Genomic DNA, 15615 nt, shown 5'->3' with positions numbered 1-15615 from the left:
TTTAGTGCTTGTCGCAGGCTCTGGGATCATTATTTTTGGTGGCTTAAAAACGATTTCACGTTTTGCTGAAATGGTTGTACCATTTATGGCCTTAGCGTACTTACTTGTTGCATTATATGTGTGTGCAATGAATGCATCAGAATTACCGACTGTGTTTATGCGTATTATCAATAGTGCATTTGGAATAGAGCAAGCCGGTGCCGGTGCTATTGGTTATGGTGTTATGCAAGCGATGATCCAAGGTATCAAACGGGGCTTATTCTCAAACGAAGCGGGTATGGGTAGTGCAGCTAATGCGGCGGCAACAGCCACACCAAATCCACCGCATCCAGCATCACAAGGTTATGTACAAATGCTTGGGGTATTTATTGATACTGTTGTTATATGTAGTGCAACCGCTGCACTGATCTTATTATCTGATCAATTAGTAGCGGATTCTGGTGTTACGGGTATTGCTTTAACACAAGCCGCACTTGAAGAACACGTTGGCAGTTGGGGCGCGGTGTTTGTAGCGATTGCGATATTGTTCTTTGCTTTCACTTCGATTGTAGCCAACTATTCATACGCTGAAACCAACCTACTGTTTTTAGAGCACAATCACGAACACGGTATGCTTATATTCCGTCTGATTGTTCTTGCTATGGTGATGTTTGGCTCTGTGAGTGATTTAGGATTAATTTGGACATTAGCCGATATTTCAATGGGTTTAATGGCAATAGTGAATGTGATTGCACTGTTTATGTTATCTGGCGTAGTGATCTGGCTTGCTAATGATTATACCGCACAACGTAAAGCAGGTAAGTTGCCTACTTTCGACCCAACTCAGCATCAGCAGCTTGATAAAACGATACCAAAAGGTATTTGGCATAAACGCTAAAGCACTTATATGAATCAATAGGGAGCCTAGGTGCTCCCTTTTTTGATCTTAGCTATATGATTAATTCTCTTCAGTTTCAGTTGCCACAAAACGGTTAAACAACTTTACTGCTAATGCACGCTGCTCTGAGCTCAGTGTTTGCGAAAGTTCTTGTTGCAGCTTCTCTTGCAATTGCTCGCGTAATGCCTGTTTTTGTGTCTGCGAGAGTGATGTGTGAGCTTGTAATTGATAGTCTTGAACTGTACTGATCACTTTCAGCAATGTTGTTTTATCAACATCTATAAAAGAAAATGAAACAAGCTTTTGCTTTGTAGTAGCTAATTTATCTTGAGTGTTTTCGACCATCTGACTCACTTGCGTCACAAGTGTACTGACTTCTTGAATTTTGAGCACATCATTAACCGTAGACATAACGATTGCTAGAGGAATTAGTATCAGTGATAAGGCTAAGCAAACACCAAAAACAGCACCAACCCAAAATTGATTGAGACCCTGTTTAAAATTATCCATACCCGTAAATCCTTTCAAACATGAATGAAAGTTAAGTGTATATCAAAAATAGCTAGCTAGATGATTTATTTAAATTAGATTAATTACGTAGATTATATGATTTGGATAAGAAAATTAAAAATAGGAAAGATAAAGTGGTGCCCGAGGCCGGACTTGAACCGGCACGACTTGTTAGTCGAGGGATTTTAAATCCCTTGTGTCTACCAATTCCACCACTCGGGCATCGAGTTTGCTAATTAAAGCGTGTGGAGTAATTATTTGGAGGCGGAACCCGGAGTCGAACCGGGGTAAACGGATTTGCAATCCGGTGCATGGCCACTCTGCCATTCCGCCTAAATATATCAAATAATTTGGAGCGGCACACGAGGCTCGAACTCGTGACCTCGACCTTGGCAAGGTCGCGCTCTACCAACTGAGCTAGTGCCGCATAAACTTTGTCAGTAATTTGCATGTTAATGTGCGACGATAGCGCAGTAAAACATTCTGGCAACTGGACGAGTGCCGAAAATAAAATTTATTTTATCAGCTTTTAATTATTTTGGTAAATAATTAAAAGTGGTGCCCGAGGCCGGACTTGAACCGGCACGACTTGTTAGTCGAGGGATTTTAAATCCCTTGTGTCTACCAATTCCACCACTCGGGCATCGAGCTTGCTATTTAAAGCAAGTGGATAAAACTAATATGGAGCGGCACACGAGGCTCGAACTCGTGACCTCGACCTTGGCAAGGTCGCGCTCTACCAACTGAGCTAGTGCCGCATCATATTAATTCTAAATAAAATCACATAAACGAATTTATGTAATATAGTTTTTATAAGTTACATTTGGCGGTGTAACTAAACCACAAAGTGGTGCCCGAGGCCGGACTTGAACCGGCACGACTTGTTAGTCGAGGGATTTTAAATCCCTTGTGTCTACCAATTCCACCACTCGGGCATCGAGTTTGCTATTTAAAGCATGTGGAGTGTTGAAATGGAGGCGGAACCCGGAGTCGAACCGAGGTAGACGGATTTGCAATCCGGTGCATGGCCACTCTGCCATTCCGCCCCAACATCTGGGTTAGCCTTTAAGATAAACTGGAGCGGCACACGAGGCTCGAACTCGTGACCTCGACCTTGGCAAGGTCGCGCTCTACCAACTGAGCTAGTGCCGCTTAATACTTGTAAGTTGTTAATATGTCACTGCGCGACTATATCGCGGTATGACATTCTAGCAACTCAACTTGTGTTACTTGGTTTATCTAAGGGGCTATGCCCTCTCAACACGGACGCATTCTACAGAGATTATTAAACGCGTCAATACAAAAAATGCTAGTTTTGAACTGTTTGATTATTTTTTATCTAAAACGGTGCGTTATTATACGTTTAGACTCAATTTTTAGTCAATTCAGACCACGCTGCTATCAAATATTGCAGCATAGAAGTCACCGTTAAGAAGGTCGCAATGTACAATAAGGCATAACTTAAATACATCATCCAGCTATCGTACTGCCAAATAAGTCCAATGATGGCTAACATTTGTGCAGCCGTTTTAAACTTGCCCATATTGGATACAGCTACATTGCCACGCTTGCCTTGCTCAGCCATCCATTCACGCAATGCTGATATCACAATTTCTCTGCTTATTATAATTAAAGCCGGGATAGTCATATACATTGATTGATAATAACTCGCCAACGCAACCAATGCCGTACACACCATGACTTTATCAGCAACAGGGTCTAAGAATGCACCAAAAGGCGTAGACTGCTCAAGCTTGCGCGCTAAATAGCCATCGAGAATGTCAGTGATTGAGGCTAGCCAAAAAATAAAGGCAGCAGCAAAGAAAGCCCATGAGTAAGGCAAGTAAAATACCACCAAGAAAATGGGGATAAGAAAAAGTCTAAATGTTGTGAGTGTGTTTGGAATATTCCACATAACTACTTGAGGATGTCTTTTTTTCTATATTCGCATGAAGGGCTAGCCCTTGTCATGCAAATGGTTAAATATCTTCTCAGCCATGTCAGAGCTGATCCCGGGTACTTGCTTTAATTGGTCTATATTAGCAGCTTTTACTCCCTGCATGCCCCCTAAAAATTTTAATAATGTTTGGCGGCGTGTTGAGCCTACTCCACTTATCTCTTCTAATAGTGATTGTGTACGTTGTTTTTGACGCTTATTACGATGCCCAGCAATCGCGAATCGATGTGATTCGTCGCGGATATGCTGAATGAGATGCAGTGCTGGGGCGTCTGAGTCCATTGGAATAGTTTTACGACCCCCATCGATTAACAGCGTTTCAAGCCCAGGTTTTCGGCTGGTGCCTTTTGCTACACCGACTAGCAACGGCATTTTTGCATGCGGCCAAGTTGAGAAGTACTGCTCAGCGCGTGATAACTGGCCTTTACCGCCATCGATAAAAATTACATCTGGAATTTTATCTTCATCTACTAACTTGTTGTAACGTTTGTTTAATGCAAACTCCATTGCAGCGTAATCATCGCCACCGGTGATCCCTGTCACATTAAAGCGTCGATATTCTTTATTGTTAGGCCCTTGGGAGTCAAATACCACACAACTTGCTACCGTGTTTTCACCCATGGTATGGCTAATATCAAAACATTCCATGCGGCTAATATCATCAAGACCGAGCGTTGCTTTAAGCTGCGCGTAACGTTTATTAATTGAATCTTGAGTGCTTTGCTTTACGGTAATGCTATTAAGCGCATTCTTATTAGCGAGCTGCAAGTATTTCGCGCGCTCACCGCGTGTTACTGTTTTTAAAGTGACTTTTCTCTCGCTTACTTGGCTTAACGCCTCACCCAGTACATCAGCTTCATCAATCACAAATGGTAAAATCACTTCTTTTGCTATGCGCCCTGTCGCACCTAGCGCTAAATAATATTGACCAAGAAATGATGATAGTATTTCTTGTTGCTGTGAGTCTTTGGGTACTTTAGGAAAGTAAGTTTTACTACCAAGCACTTTATGATCGCGGATCATCAATAAGTGAATACCATTAAGACCATTGAGATGAGCAAAGCCGACCACATCCATTTCAGCATAATTACCTGAGATAGACTGTTGCTCTTGCATTTTCCGCAGCAGCATTATTTGGTCGCGTACTTTCGCCGCTAGTTCAAACTGCAATGCTTGGCTAGCTGCTTCCATTTTAGTTATTAAACTTGCAATAACTTCATGGGATTTACCCGCTAAAAATTTGCGCACAAAATCCACTTGCTGGCTATATTCATCATCGCTAACTTCGCCAGTGCATGGTGCGGAGCAACGTTTTAATTGAAATTGTAAACATGGCCGGCTACGAGCACGATAATACGCATCTTCGCATTGACGAACTGGAAATATTTTTTGCATTAACCGCAAGCTTTCAGAAACAGCGCCAGCACTTGGAAATGGCCCAAAATACTCGCCTTTTACTTTGCGACTGCCACGATGAAATGCAAGTCTCGGGTGTGTATGTGCTGTTAATAAAATATACGGGTAGGATTTATCATCACGCAGTAATATGTTGTAACGAGGCTGGTATTTTTTTATTAGATTATTTTCAAGCAGTAAAGCTTCAGTCTCGGTGTTAGTTAAAGTGATATCAATATCGCTAATATTACTAACTAAGGCGCGCGTTTTACCATCGGTAACATTACTACGAAAATAGCTGCTAACACGTTTTTTAAGGTTTTTCGCTTTACCAACGTAAATAACCTTGTCGTCACTATCAAGCATCCGGTAAACGCCTGGATCGCTTGATAGTGTTTTTAAGAAGTGGGCGTGATCAAATTCTGCCATGGGGCAAGGCTAATGGGCGCTGTCGATGTCAATCATCTTATGGCGAATCGCTAAATGGGTAAGTTCAACATCACCACCAACATTGAGCTTTTCAAACATTCTATAACGATAGCTGTTCACTGTTTTAGAGCTTAAATTAAGGCGCTCAGCAATATCTTGCACCTTCTCACCTTTGGTGATCATTAGCATGATCTGTAATTCGCGCTCAGATAAACTCTGAAATGGGCTTTCATCTGTACGACCAGTTACTTGTGCTAAAGCAATTTGCTGCGCTATTTCTGGTGCAATATAACGTTGCCCCGCATTTACTGCGCGAATAGCATTAACCATTTCGTCAGAGCCTGCGCCTTTGGTTAAATAACCATGGGCACCAATTTGCATCACTTTGCTTGGGAATGGATCTTCACAATGCACAGTTAGCACGATGATTTTCACGTCTGGGCAATAGCGGCAAATCTTTTTAGTCGCTTCTAGTCCGCCAATACCTGGCATATTCATGTCCATTAGCACAATATCAGGAGAATGTTGACGGCAAAATTGCACAGCCTCTTCACCTGTTTTAGCTTCACCAATTACTTTAAACCCACGAACATCATCTAAAATACGTTTGATACCCGTTCGTACGAGCTCATGGTCATCAACTAAAAGTACATTAATCAATGGGACACCCTCATATAACCTAACAGCATGTCATTGTGACAATTTAATACAGCACACTAACACAGAAAGCCCGAAACGATAACTCAAATATCGCTTCGGATAACTAAATTTAAGAAGACGCTTTTTCACTAAAGCGGTCTACCCACAATGCAATTACACCATCACCGGTCACATTACAAGCAGTGCCAAAGCTGTCTTGGGCAAGGTAAAGCGCGATCATTAACGCCACGGCACCTTCATTAAATCCTAGCATGCTGGTTAACAAACCTAATGCCGACATTACAGCGCCACCCGGTGCACCAGGTGCTGCAATCATCACCACACCTAGCATCATGATAAATGGCAACATACCGAATAATGAAGGAACATCCATATTAGGTGATAAAAACATTACCGCCATCGCACATGTAACGATAGTAATTGTTGAACCTGATAAGTGTATAGTGGCGCACAGTGGTACGGTAAAATTTGCTACGTCTTCTTTTACATTATTGGCTTTACTTGAACGAAGTGATACTGGGATCGTCGCCGCACTAGACATTGTACCTAATGCGGTAAAATAGGCTGGGAGCATATTTTTAATTAACTCAATCGGGTTGCGCTTTAATAATACCCCAGTACCAATATATAAAATGCTTAACCAAAGCCAATGCATAATAAGTGCTGCAATGAGTACCACACCAAATGTTTGTAAGGTATCGACAACAGTACCTGCCACTGTCATTTCAGCAAATACACCTGCGATATAAAAAGGTAATGCTGGAATAATGACTTTCGCTAATAAACCATCAATTACGTCACGACCTTGATCTGATACTTTTCTCAGTGTTTCTAGTTGCAATTGGCTCATACCAATACCGAATACAAATGCCGTTGCAAGTGCAGTCATCACACCCATAAGTGGTGGAATTTCTAAATCGATAAAACTGGCTACCTCAGTCGCAACTTCGGCTTCAAAGGTTAAACCGCCATCAAATAATGGAATAATAGCGCTGACAGCCAACACAGCTAAAGTACCAGCTATAATTGTTGAGCCATATGCAAAGCCGACAGTTTTACCCAATAAATGGCCTGACCCTTTCGGTAAACCAGCAATACCAGAGGCAATAAAGAACAAAATAATTAACGGAATCGTAAAAGTGATCAACTGGCCAATTATTTCTTTTACTGTGTAGAGGAGCTCAACTCCAGTCAGTGGAACATACAAGCCCACTAAAATACCGCCCAATATGCCGGCAATTAATTTTAAGATTAATGTCATTGTGATCACTTTATAAATTTTGGTGGATGTGGTTTTAACATGTTTTTAATTACTTGTATCATAAAACCGATTAATAGCAGCCTGTTTGCACAAAATACCATCATTTTTATCATTAAACACCCAGCCTAATTTCTTAGCCATTATAATATGCTATACCTTGTTCAGTATGATCTAGTGCATGTGAACGTTAAGCTGTTTTTATTTCATTCAACTATAAGTCGTTTGGGTATATCTTATAGCCAAACTTTACTTTAGTTTTTTTAATTCAACAGTAAAGTGTCATTATTACAGATCGATTGCATAAAATCGGTCCCGATTGAATAAATTGCACCTAAGGGAACATTATGTCTACAATTTTTGAAGATAACTCACTCAGTATTGGTAATACACCATTAGTAAAACTAAACCGTGTCACTACTGGTAATATTTTTGCTAAAGTTGAATCCCGTAACCCTAGTTTTAGTGTAAAATGCCGTATCGGTGCATCAATGATCTGGGAAGCTGAAAAATCAGGTGAGCTGACAAAAGATAAAGAATTAATTGAGCCAACATCAGGTAATACAGGTATTGCGCTTGCATTTGTAGCTGCTTCACGTGGTTACAAGTTAACACTTACTATGCCAAACACCATGAGCCTTGAACGTCGTAAATTACTAAAAGCATTAGGTGCTAATTTAGTATTAACCGATGGCGCTAAAGGGATGAATGGAGCAATTGAAAAAGCAAAAGAAATTCAAGCCAGCGATCCTGAAAAGTTCATCCTATTGCAACAGTTTGAAAATCCAGCGAACCCAAAAATTCACTTTGAAACAACCGGCCCTGAAATTTTTGCAGCAACTGACGGTAACGTTGATTTCTTCGTCGCAGGTGTTGGCACGGGTGGTACCATTACGGGTGTTAGTCGCTATTTAAAACTTGAAAAAGGCCTTGATGTTAAATCAATCGCTGTAGAGCCAACAAACTCTCCAGTGATCAGTCAAACGTTAGCGGGTGAAGAAATTAAACCTGGCCCTCATAAAATTCAAGGTATTGGCGCAGGTTTCATTCCTGGCAACTTAGACCTTAGTGTGATTGATGGCGCTGAACTTGTTTCAAATGAAGAAGCCATTGAAATGGCTCACAAACTGATGAAAGACGAAGGTATCTTAGTCGGTATTTCATCGGGCGCTGCGGTTGTTGCTGCAAAGCGTATTGCAGAACTGCCTGAAAATGCAGGTAAGAACGTAGTGGTTATTTTACCAAGTGCAACAGAGCGTTATTTATCAAGCCCGCTTTTTGCTGAAGAGTTTTCTGAACAAGAGCTTGTGCAATAATTGTATTTACCTTTAAAAAGGATGCTAAATGCATCCTTTTTTATTATTTATTGCACTAACATCACTAATTCATACCGTAAACTTTACATCTGCCGCATTTCGTCACACACTAAATCATCACTAATAAGTCTATTTATCTAATGAAATTATTTATAACTCTGTTTACTGCTACATTTTTATTACTACTGAACGGCTGCGGTGGTGACAATGCACCAAAAGGTGAGAAAAATACCCCTGGAAATAGCGCAGCACTGTTCTTTGATACGCTTTACAACGAACAAGATCTTAATAAAGCCAGTACCATGGCAACGCCAAGAATGGCGCGGATCATGAAATCGTATGGCACCTCAAAGCAGTTTGCTCGTAATTTAGTCAACATGCAATACGATAATGTCGTCATTGAAGTCGATATGACAAATATGAACTTAAGGGAGCAATACGGAGATACCGCAAATATCAACTTAATTTTTACTGGCCAATTCAATGGTAATAAAGTTGACGATATGCGCAGTGTAAAAATGGTTCGTAAAAAAGGCAATTGGTATGTTGATAAAATCAATGCCGATCCATTTGCACGTTAAAAAGTAGATAATTACCAAAACTAGCTTAGCGCTGGTTAATTAACAAAAAGCCTTGCGTCTGCAAGGCTTTCTTTATTTCAGCGTAAATCAATTACCCTAAAGTTATAATTCACCCGCTTTATAATTATCGACTGCAATGGCTTGCTTACGTAAATTATTAGCTCCGTGCAGTTTTTCTGCTTGTTCATCGGTGATCAACTGTTTTTCACGCGCACTGTTAATCGCCGTCTCGATATCATGATTACGATTAAGGGTGCCCTCACGTTGCCACTTTTTCAACCGTTTAAATGCAGCGCTAGTGTCATGCATGGCCATGAATGCATTTTCCATCACCCCTGTGCCTGCATTTTCATCAACATGGCATAAATGGGTTAAACGATTTCTAAATACCCCTGGTTGCGTCATATGCTCACAAATTTCTTGCGCAATTTCATCACTTGGCCGCTGGTAATGGTTACCAAGCGGAAATACGATACGTTTAAGGATAAAGTTAACAACCGGGTTCGAAAAGTTTTTAAAGAAGCCGTCAAATGCTTGGCCAATTTCGAACAGTGATAACTCCACAGCGTATTTAACAAAGGGTAAATCAGCCTGTTGTCGTCCTTCATCTTCAAAGCGTTTTAATACACAAGATGCCAAATACAAATGGCTTAACACATCTCCTAAGCGCGCTGAAATCATCTCTTTGCGTTTAAGCTCACCGCCAAGCACTAACATGGCCACATCAGTACTAAAAGCAAGTCCACGGCTCATTCGTCCAAGTTGCTTATAATAAGTTGCAGTGGCACCACACACGGGCGATTTAGCAAAGTAGCTGCGCGTTAAACCATGCACGAATGCCATCCCAGCATTGGTGGCAGCAAATATGATGTGTTGCAGTAATAGTGAATCGAATTCTTTGAGTGCTAAATCATCATCTTCCATCGCCGCAGCTTCCATTTCTTTGAGCACAAATGGATGACAACGGGTTGCGCCTTGACCAAAGATCATCAAGTTACGGGTTAAAATATTAGCACCTTCAACAGTAATTGAGACCGGGATCCCCATATAACCGTGGGCTAAATAGTTATTTGGACCAACTTGTATTCCTTTGCCGGAGTGAATATCCATTGCATCATTCATCACCGTACGACCCATTTCTGTCATATGGTATTTAGCGATGGCAGTCACCACTGACGGACTTAGTTTTAAATCAATGGCGCCTGCGGTCATTAATCGACATGCTTCAAGGCTATAGGTTAAACCACCAATGCGACCAAGCGCTTCTTGCACACCTTCAAACTGACCTATAGAAACACCGAACTGTTGGCGAACTGTGGCATACGCTGACGTCATTCGTGAACATAAGTGCCCTGTTGCACTACTAAGGGCCGGTAATGAAATCCCCCGTCCTGCACTTAAACATTCAACCAACATGCGCCAGCCTCGCCCGGCCCCTTGTTGACCACCGATGATCCAATCAAGCGGAATGAACACATCTTTACCGTACGTTGTACCATTCATAAACGCCATATTTAGTGGCAAATGACGTTCTCCGGTTTCAACTCCCGGATGATCTGTGGGGATCAGCGCACAGGTAATACCAAGCTCTTTGTGTTTACCAAGTAATCCGTCCGGATCATACATTTTAAAAGCAAGCCCTAGCACTGTCGCTACAGGTGCCAGTGTAATATAACGCTTTGACCAATTTAAACGCAGACCCAATACTTCTTTACCTTCAAACTCACCTTTACATACGACCCCTGAATCAGGAATGCTGCCCGCATCGGAGCCAGCTTCAGGGCCCGTTAGTGCAAAGCAAGGTACATCTTTACCATTAGCTAAACTCGGTAACCAACGCTCCTGTTGCTCTTTAGTACCATAATGTAATAACAATTCACCGGGGCCTAAACTATTGGGCACCATCACAGTGACTGCTGCGGTTAAGCTTTTAGTGGCAATTTTAGCGACTATGGTTGAATTTGCGATTGCAGAAAACTGCCGACCACCAAATTTTTCTGGGATGATCATCGCAAAAAAACCTTGGGTTTTTAGGTAATCCCAAACCTCTGCCGGTAAGTCTTTATCTTTTTGTACAATTTGATAATCGTCAAGCATTGCCAGTAATGTTTCGACTTCATTATCTAAAAATGCCCGCTCTTTCTCACTAAGCTCTGGCTTTGGGTAGCTGTGCAATACCTGCCAATCTGGATTACCGCTAAACAGTTCTCCATCCCACCAAACGTCGCCCGCCTCCATCGCTTCTCGCTCTGTTTGTGAAAGCGGCGGAAGCACTCTTTTAAACATTTTAAATGTCGGGCGGCTAACTAAGTTTAAGCGGATATCTTTAACCGCAAAAATAACGATTACTACCACCAGTAACAAGATAAATACTGACATGAAAACTATCCTTATTAATTATTGAAATGCATTGGCTTAATTATGACCGATCCTTTGATAAATACAATGTCACTGTTAACGAGCTTTACCCCACGGCTAGCGCATTTTAATCCCAGATTCTAACAGGGTTGAGCGATAATCATCGTCTAGCCCTGCCATTTTCTTTTTTCTCGCCATACTGGCTGTTTTAGTTGTATCTTGTTTAAATAACGCCATGGCTATTTTTCTCATTACGTTAAAAACAAGGGGTCCTTGCTTCTTACGGATTCTTGATTCATCTTCCCTAAAGTTCATATCCAACATCCAATGCATACTTTCAACCTGCCAGTGGCTTCGTACCGCATTAAGTGCTTGCTCCGCACCTAACGCTAACGAACTAATATACCAACGCGTTTCTATCGTGTCTGTACCTGATGATTTATCGTGAACCTCAGCGGTTACTTGAATAACACTCTTTAAGCCAGACCATTGGTAGATTTTATCTAACCAGCTTTTATCAATAAGCAATTGCTGACAAACCCTTGTTTCAATGCGCCCATGCCCTGAGCTTATTTCGGTATGTTTATCATAGTTGCTATTGGTCAATCCTTCGCGCTCACTCTTGTGCCACCAAGCTTCTAATTCACTCTGCATACCTGAATGGTTACCTTTGAGCGCTAGGATATAATCAGCTTTTTGTTTAATTATTTGTTTCGCTATTTCTTGCTGGCAGCCCATAGCATCAAGTGTAATGATGCTATTTTCAATATCTAGCATGGTGAGTAACTCAGGTATGGCTGTGATTTCATTTGTTTTGCTATCAACGGCTGTTTGCCCTAAAACTAACTGGTGTTGGCAGCTCCATGCACTGACGGTATGTAAAGCACTTTTTCTATCTTTGGTTGTAAATGAACGACGTGCAGTTTTTCCATCCATAGCAATAATATCAGCACCCGTGGTTTCAATAAGTGAAGATATCCAAGATTGAAATGCATGCTCTATTTCATCTGATTTTAACCGACAAATGACACGGGCTATGGTGTCGTGTCTTGGAATACCCGCGTTGAAAGCGCCATATCTTTTTAACCAATCAAGTTTTAGATGCCCAAAGTCTTCAATATCCTCCCATCCTTGTGCACCGGAGATTACTGCACTAATGGCTAAAAGGAGAATATCGATAAGCTCATGCTTTTTACAGCGTTCAATGCGAGGATCGGTAATTGAATTAAAGTGTTTCAGAAAAGTAGCGCTCATATTTTACGTGACCAAGGTGATTATTATGCCTTGATCTGATCACTACATATTCTATAAGTTCAATTTATAATGATCTTGCCGTGAGCTTTACCCGTGATAGCAACGCAAATACTGAGAAACTTTGCCTAACAAAGAGACACTGCTATTATCCAATGCGATAAATAACAAATATAAGGGTCAACATGACTACTCCACATTTTAAGCTCAGTTTGAGCGCCATAATGGTTGCCAGCACATTAGCATTAACTGGCTGTAATCAAGAAGTGAGTAACACCACAACGCAAACTACCAGCCCTGCAGCGGTCACTGCAAAGGATGCGCAAGCATTTTTAGATGCAACCGAGCAAGAGCTTAACGCGCTATACTTAGAATCAAGCCGTGCAGAATGGATTTACGCAAATTTTATTACGCATGACACATCTGCACTCTCTGCAGAAGTAAACCGTAAAATGACTGCGGCAGTCGTTCGCCTGGCAAACGAAGCCGCTCAGTTCGATGCACTTGAACTTGACTACGACGCCCGTCGTAAACTGGATAAATTAAAATTAGCACTCACTTTACCTGCGCCACAAGATGCTGAGAAAACAGCAAAATTGTCACAGCTGGTGGCTGAACTTGGTGGTATGTACGGCAAAGGAAAATACTGTAAAGACGACGGTAGCTGCTTAAGCCTTGGTGATATGACAGCAACAATGGCCACCAGTCGTGATTACAACGAGCTACTGGATTTATGGCAGGGCTGGCGTCAGGTTTCAAAGCCAATGCGTCCACTGTATGAGCAGCAAGTCGTATTAACCAATGAAGGTGCGAAAGAGCTTGGCTATGCCGACACCGGCGCAATGTGGCGTAGTAAATACGACATGCCCGCTGATGACTTTGCAACAGAGCTTGATCGGATCTGGGGCCAAGTAAAACCACTGTATGACTCACTGCATTGTCATGTTCGTGCCAAGTTGGGTGAAAAGTATGGCGAAGATAAAGTACCGCAAGATCAACCAATACCAGCACATTTGTTAGGTAATATGTGGGCACAGACTTGGGGCAATATTTACGATGTCGTTGCACCCGAAAATGCCGATCCAGGCTATGATGTCACCGCGTTACTCGCCGAGCATAACTACGATGAATTAAAAATGGTGCAAGGCGCTGAGAAATTCTTCACTTCTATGGGCTTTGCGCCTTTACCTGACACTTTTTATGAACGCTCGTTATTCACCAAGCCTGCTGATCGTGATGTGCAGTGCCATGCCTCAGCGTGGAATATAGATAGCAAAGACGACCTACGCATTAAAATGTGTATTCAACGTACTGGCGAAGAGTTTTCGGTTATTCACCACGAGTTAGGTCACAACTTCTATCAACGCGCTTACAATACCCAACCGCTTTATTATCAAGAAAGTGCTAACGACGGTTTTCACGAAGCCATTGGCGATACCATTGCGCTTTCGGTAACACCTGGTTACTTAAAAGAAATTGGTTTATTAGAACAAGTGCCTGATGAATCTAAAGATATTGGCTTACTAATGAAAATGGCGCTGGATAAAGTCGCGTTTATTCCATTTGGTTTGCTTGTGGATCAATGGCGTTGGCAAGTATTTTCAGGTGCAGTAACGCCAGAAAACTACAATAAGGCATGGTGGGAGCTACGTGAAAAATACCAAGGTGTAAAGGCCCCAATCGCACGTAGTGAAGCTGACTTTGATCCAGGTGCAAAATATCATGTGTCAGGTAACACACCGTATACCCGTTACTTCTTAGCGCATATTTTACAATTTGATTTCCACCGTAGTTTATGTGAAATTGCTGGTAACAAAGAAGCCATTCATCGCTGCTCAGTATATAACTCTAAAGAAGCCGGTGAAAAACTCAATGCGATGCTAAAAATGGGTTCAAGTCGTCCTTGGCAAGAAGCTTTAGCCACAGTAACAGGTAAGCCTGAAATGGATGCAACAGCCCTACTTGATTACTTTGCGCCACTGCAAAAATACCTTGATGAGCAAAATAAAGGCCGTCAATGTGGTTGGTAAGCAAACTAGTTAAATAGCAAAAATGCAAAAGCCCGCTCAATTGAGCGGGCTTTGTTAGTATTGCAGTACTAATTTACAGTTTGATTAGAACTGTAAGCTTACATTTGCAAAGTAAGCGTCATAACCAGAATCATCCCAGTTATTACCGTAACCTGCTTTTAAACCAACATTTTTGTTGAAGAAATGTTGAGCACCAAACGTGTAATCATCGTTTTTGTTAAATGTAACAAACGCTGATGTTGCTTTAGTGAAGTAGTAGTTTGAACCAAGTTCCCAAGAGCTGCTACCATTATCAGTATCTGAAACAGTACCTTCAACAGTTAGGTAGTTACCTTGCTTAAGATCCATGAAGTATTTAGCGTTCACGGCGCGGTAATCAAACTCGTCATCAGATGTTACAGTGAAACCGATGTAATCTGTGCTGTTTAACTGGTGGTTGTATGCTAAATCAAACATAACTTGATTGTCAGCATCTTCAACATCGATAAACGTTGCTTTTAAAAGAAGATTAGGATTAAAGAAGTAACCTGCAGACAGTTTAATTACATCAATGCTTGAACCTGCGTCAAAGTCATTATTGCTGTACTCAGCACCTAGAACAAAATCTTGTAAGAAATATTCACCACCAATGGTAGCGACATCGCTAAAATCATTATCTGTGTATGCACCATAAACATTAGTTTGCTTATTGATGTACTCGAATTGATCGTAAGGACCTAAAGTCGCTTTTGGAGAGAAGTAATACGTTGAATCAACGCTTACAGTGTCGTTGCCATCAGTGTCCATATATCCTAAATGGCTGATTGACTGATAATTGTCCGCAGCAGTCGCGGCGCTTGAAAGAAGAATACTCGAAATAATAACTGCTAATTTTTTCATAAAAAGATTTCCCTATTTTACATTGTTGATTGCTACATGTTTTAACCGACTGGCTAAGACGGGGGACATGCTAACTCGAGTTAACTGAATGGGAACTTAATGAAAAACCAACTA

At 41.4% G+C, this 15615-nt stretch carries 12 protein-coding genes and 8 tRNA genes (1 of these 20 only partly in view); 4 read left to right on the top strand and 16 right to left on the bottom strand.

All coding sequences use genetic code 11. The features are described from left to right. Positions 1–877: the 3' portion of a sodium:alanine symporter family protein gene (locus NDQ71_RS00805; RefSeq protein WP_301562071.1), read on the top strand. Its footprint begins 545 nt before the window's first position; only the last 877 of its 1422 coding nucleotides appear in the window; its start codon lies beyond the left edge, outside the window; the stop codon is at positions 875–877. 60 nt (positions 878–937) lie between these two features. On the opposite strand, the gene NDQ71_RS00800 is transcribed toward NDQ71_RS00805, so the two are convergent. The 13 genes from NDQ71_RS00800 to NDQ71_RS00740 all read right to left on the bottom strand — a co-directional run bounded on the left by NDQ71_RS00800 (position 938) and on the right by NDQ71_RS00740 (position 7089). Beyond that, positions 938–1387, bottom strand: a complete 450-nt coding sequence (locus NDQ71_RS00800; protein WP_283710883.1) for a hypothetical protein — start codon at positions 1385–1387, stop codon at positions 938–940. Positions 1388–1522: 135 nt separating this feature from the next. Next, a tRNA-Leu gene (locus NDQ71_RS00795) sits at positions 1523–1609 on the bottom strand. A 37-nt stretch (positions 1610–1646) separates the two neighbouring features. Beyond that, positions 1647–1720: transfer RNA gene (locus NDQ71_RS00790), tRNA-Cys, on the bottom strand. An 18-nt stretch (positions 1721–1738) separates the two neighbouring features. Further along, a tRNA-Gly gene (locus NDQ71_RS00785) sits at positions 1739–1814 on the bottom strand. Between the two features lie 129 nt (positions 1815–1943). Further along, a tRNA-Leu gene (locus tag NDQ71_RS00780) sits at positions 1944–2030 on the bottom strand. 39 nt (positions 2031–2069) lie between these two features. Next, a tRNA-Gly gene (locus NDQ71_RS00775) sits at positions 2070–2145 on the bottom strand. A 90-nt stretch (positions 2146–2235) separates the two neighbouring features. After that, positions 2236–2322 (bottom strand) — tRNA-Leu (locus NDQ71_RS00770). A 37-nt stretch (positions 2323–2359) separates the two neighbouring features. Continuing rightward, a tRNA-Cys gene (locus tag NDQ71_RS00765) sits at positions 2360–2433 on the bottom strand. A gap of 30 nt (positions 2434–2463) precedes the next feature. Then, positions 2464–2539 (bottom strand) — tRNA-Gly (locus NDQ71_RS00760). Positions 2540–2756: 217 nt separating this feature from the next. Further along, positions 2757–3302: a CDP-diacylglycerol--glycerol-3-phosphate 3-phosphatidyltransferase gene (gene pgsA / locus NDQ71_RS00755; protein WP_064668298.1), complete on the bottom strand. Its 546-nt coding sequence runs from the start codon at positions 3300–3302 to the stop codon at positions 2757–2759. Between the two features lie 42 nt (positions 3303–3344). Further along, complete coding sequence (gene uvrC, locus NDQ71_RS00750) at positions 3345–5168, bottom strand: excinuclease ABC subunit UvrC (protein WP_301562070.1); 1824 nt, start codon at positions 5166–5168, stop codon at positions 3345–3347. Positions 5169–5177: 9 nt separating this feature from the next. Beyond that, positions 5178–5828, bottom strand: coding sequence for a UvrY/SirA/GacA family response regulator transcription factor (gene uvrY / locus NDQ71_RS00745; protein WP_016707677.1), 651 nt, complete (start codon positions 5826–5828; stop codon positions 5178–5180). A 109-nt stretch (positions 5829–5937) separates the two neighbouring features. Beyond that, positions 5938–7089: a dicarboxylate/amino acid:cation symporter gene (locus NDQ71_RS00740; protein ID WP_064668300.1), complete on the bottom strand. Its 1152-nt coding sequence runs from the start codon at positions 7087–7089 to the stop codon at positions 5938–5940. Positions 7090–7433: 344 nt separating this feature from the next. Here NDQ71_RS00740 and cysK point away from each other — a divergent pair, with 344 nt between their 5' ends. Beyond that, complete coding sequence (gene cysK, locus NDQ71_RS00735; protein WP_064668301.1) at positions 7434–8402, top strand: cysteine synthase A; 969 nt, start codon at positions 7434–7436, stop codon at positions 8400–8402. 140 nt (positions 8403–8542) lie between these two features. Then, positions 8543–8983: a hypothetical protein gene (locus NDQ71_RS00730; protein WP_301562069.1), complete on the top strand. Its 441-nt coding sequence runs from the start codon at positions 8543–8545 to the stop codon at positions 8981–8983. 102 nt (positions 8984–9085) lie between these two features. On the opposite strand, the gene NDQ71_RS00725 is transcribed toward NDQ71_RS00730, so the two are convergent. Both NDQ71_RS00725 and NDQ71_RS00720 read right to left on the bottom strand, forming a co-directional pair. Then, positions 9086–11362, bottom strand: a complete 2277-nt coding sequence (locus NDQ71_RS00725) for an acyl-CoA dehydrogenase (RefSeq protein ID WP_064668303.1) — start codon at positions 11360–11362, stop codon at positions 9086–9088. Between the two features lie 96 nt (positions 11363–11458). After that, entirely contained in the window at positions 11459–12595 is a 1137-nt protein-coding gene (locus NDQ71_RS00720) for an ISAs1 family transposase (protein WP_024602346.1), read from the bottom strand. 182 nt (positions 12596–12777) lie between these two features. On the opposite strand from NDQ71_RS00720, the gene NDQ71_RS00715 reads away from it, so the two are divergent. Beyond that, positions 12778–14622 (top strand): M2 family metallopeptidase, encoded by a 1845-nt coding sequence (locus tag NDQ71_RS00715; RefSeq protein WP_301562068.1) that lies wholly within the window; start codon positions 12778–12780, stop codon positions 14620–14622. An 84-nt stretch (positions 14623–14706) separates the two neighbouring features. Here NDQ71_RS00715 and NDQ71_RS00710 read toward each other — a convergent pair whose 3' ends face one another. After that, positions 14707–15501, bottom strand: coding sequence for a putative porin (locus tag NDQ71_RS00710; protein WP_283710887.1), 795 nt, complete (start codon positions 15499–15501; stop codon positions 14707–14709). Positions 15502–15615 lie beyond the last annotated feature (114 nt).

The organism is Pseudoalteromonas sp. KG3, assembly GCF_030436385.1.
Taxonomy (GTDB): Bacteria; Pseudomonadota; Gammaproteobacteria; order Enterobacterales; family Alteromonadaceae; genus Pseudoalteromonas; species Pseudoalteromonas prydzensis.
The sequence above is the reverse complement of the archived record's forward strand: the minus strand, read 5'-3'. Positions and strand labels throughout refer to the sequence as shown.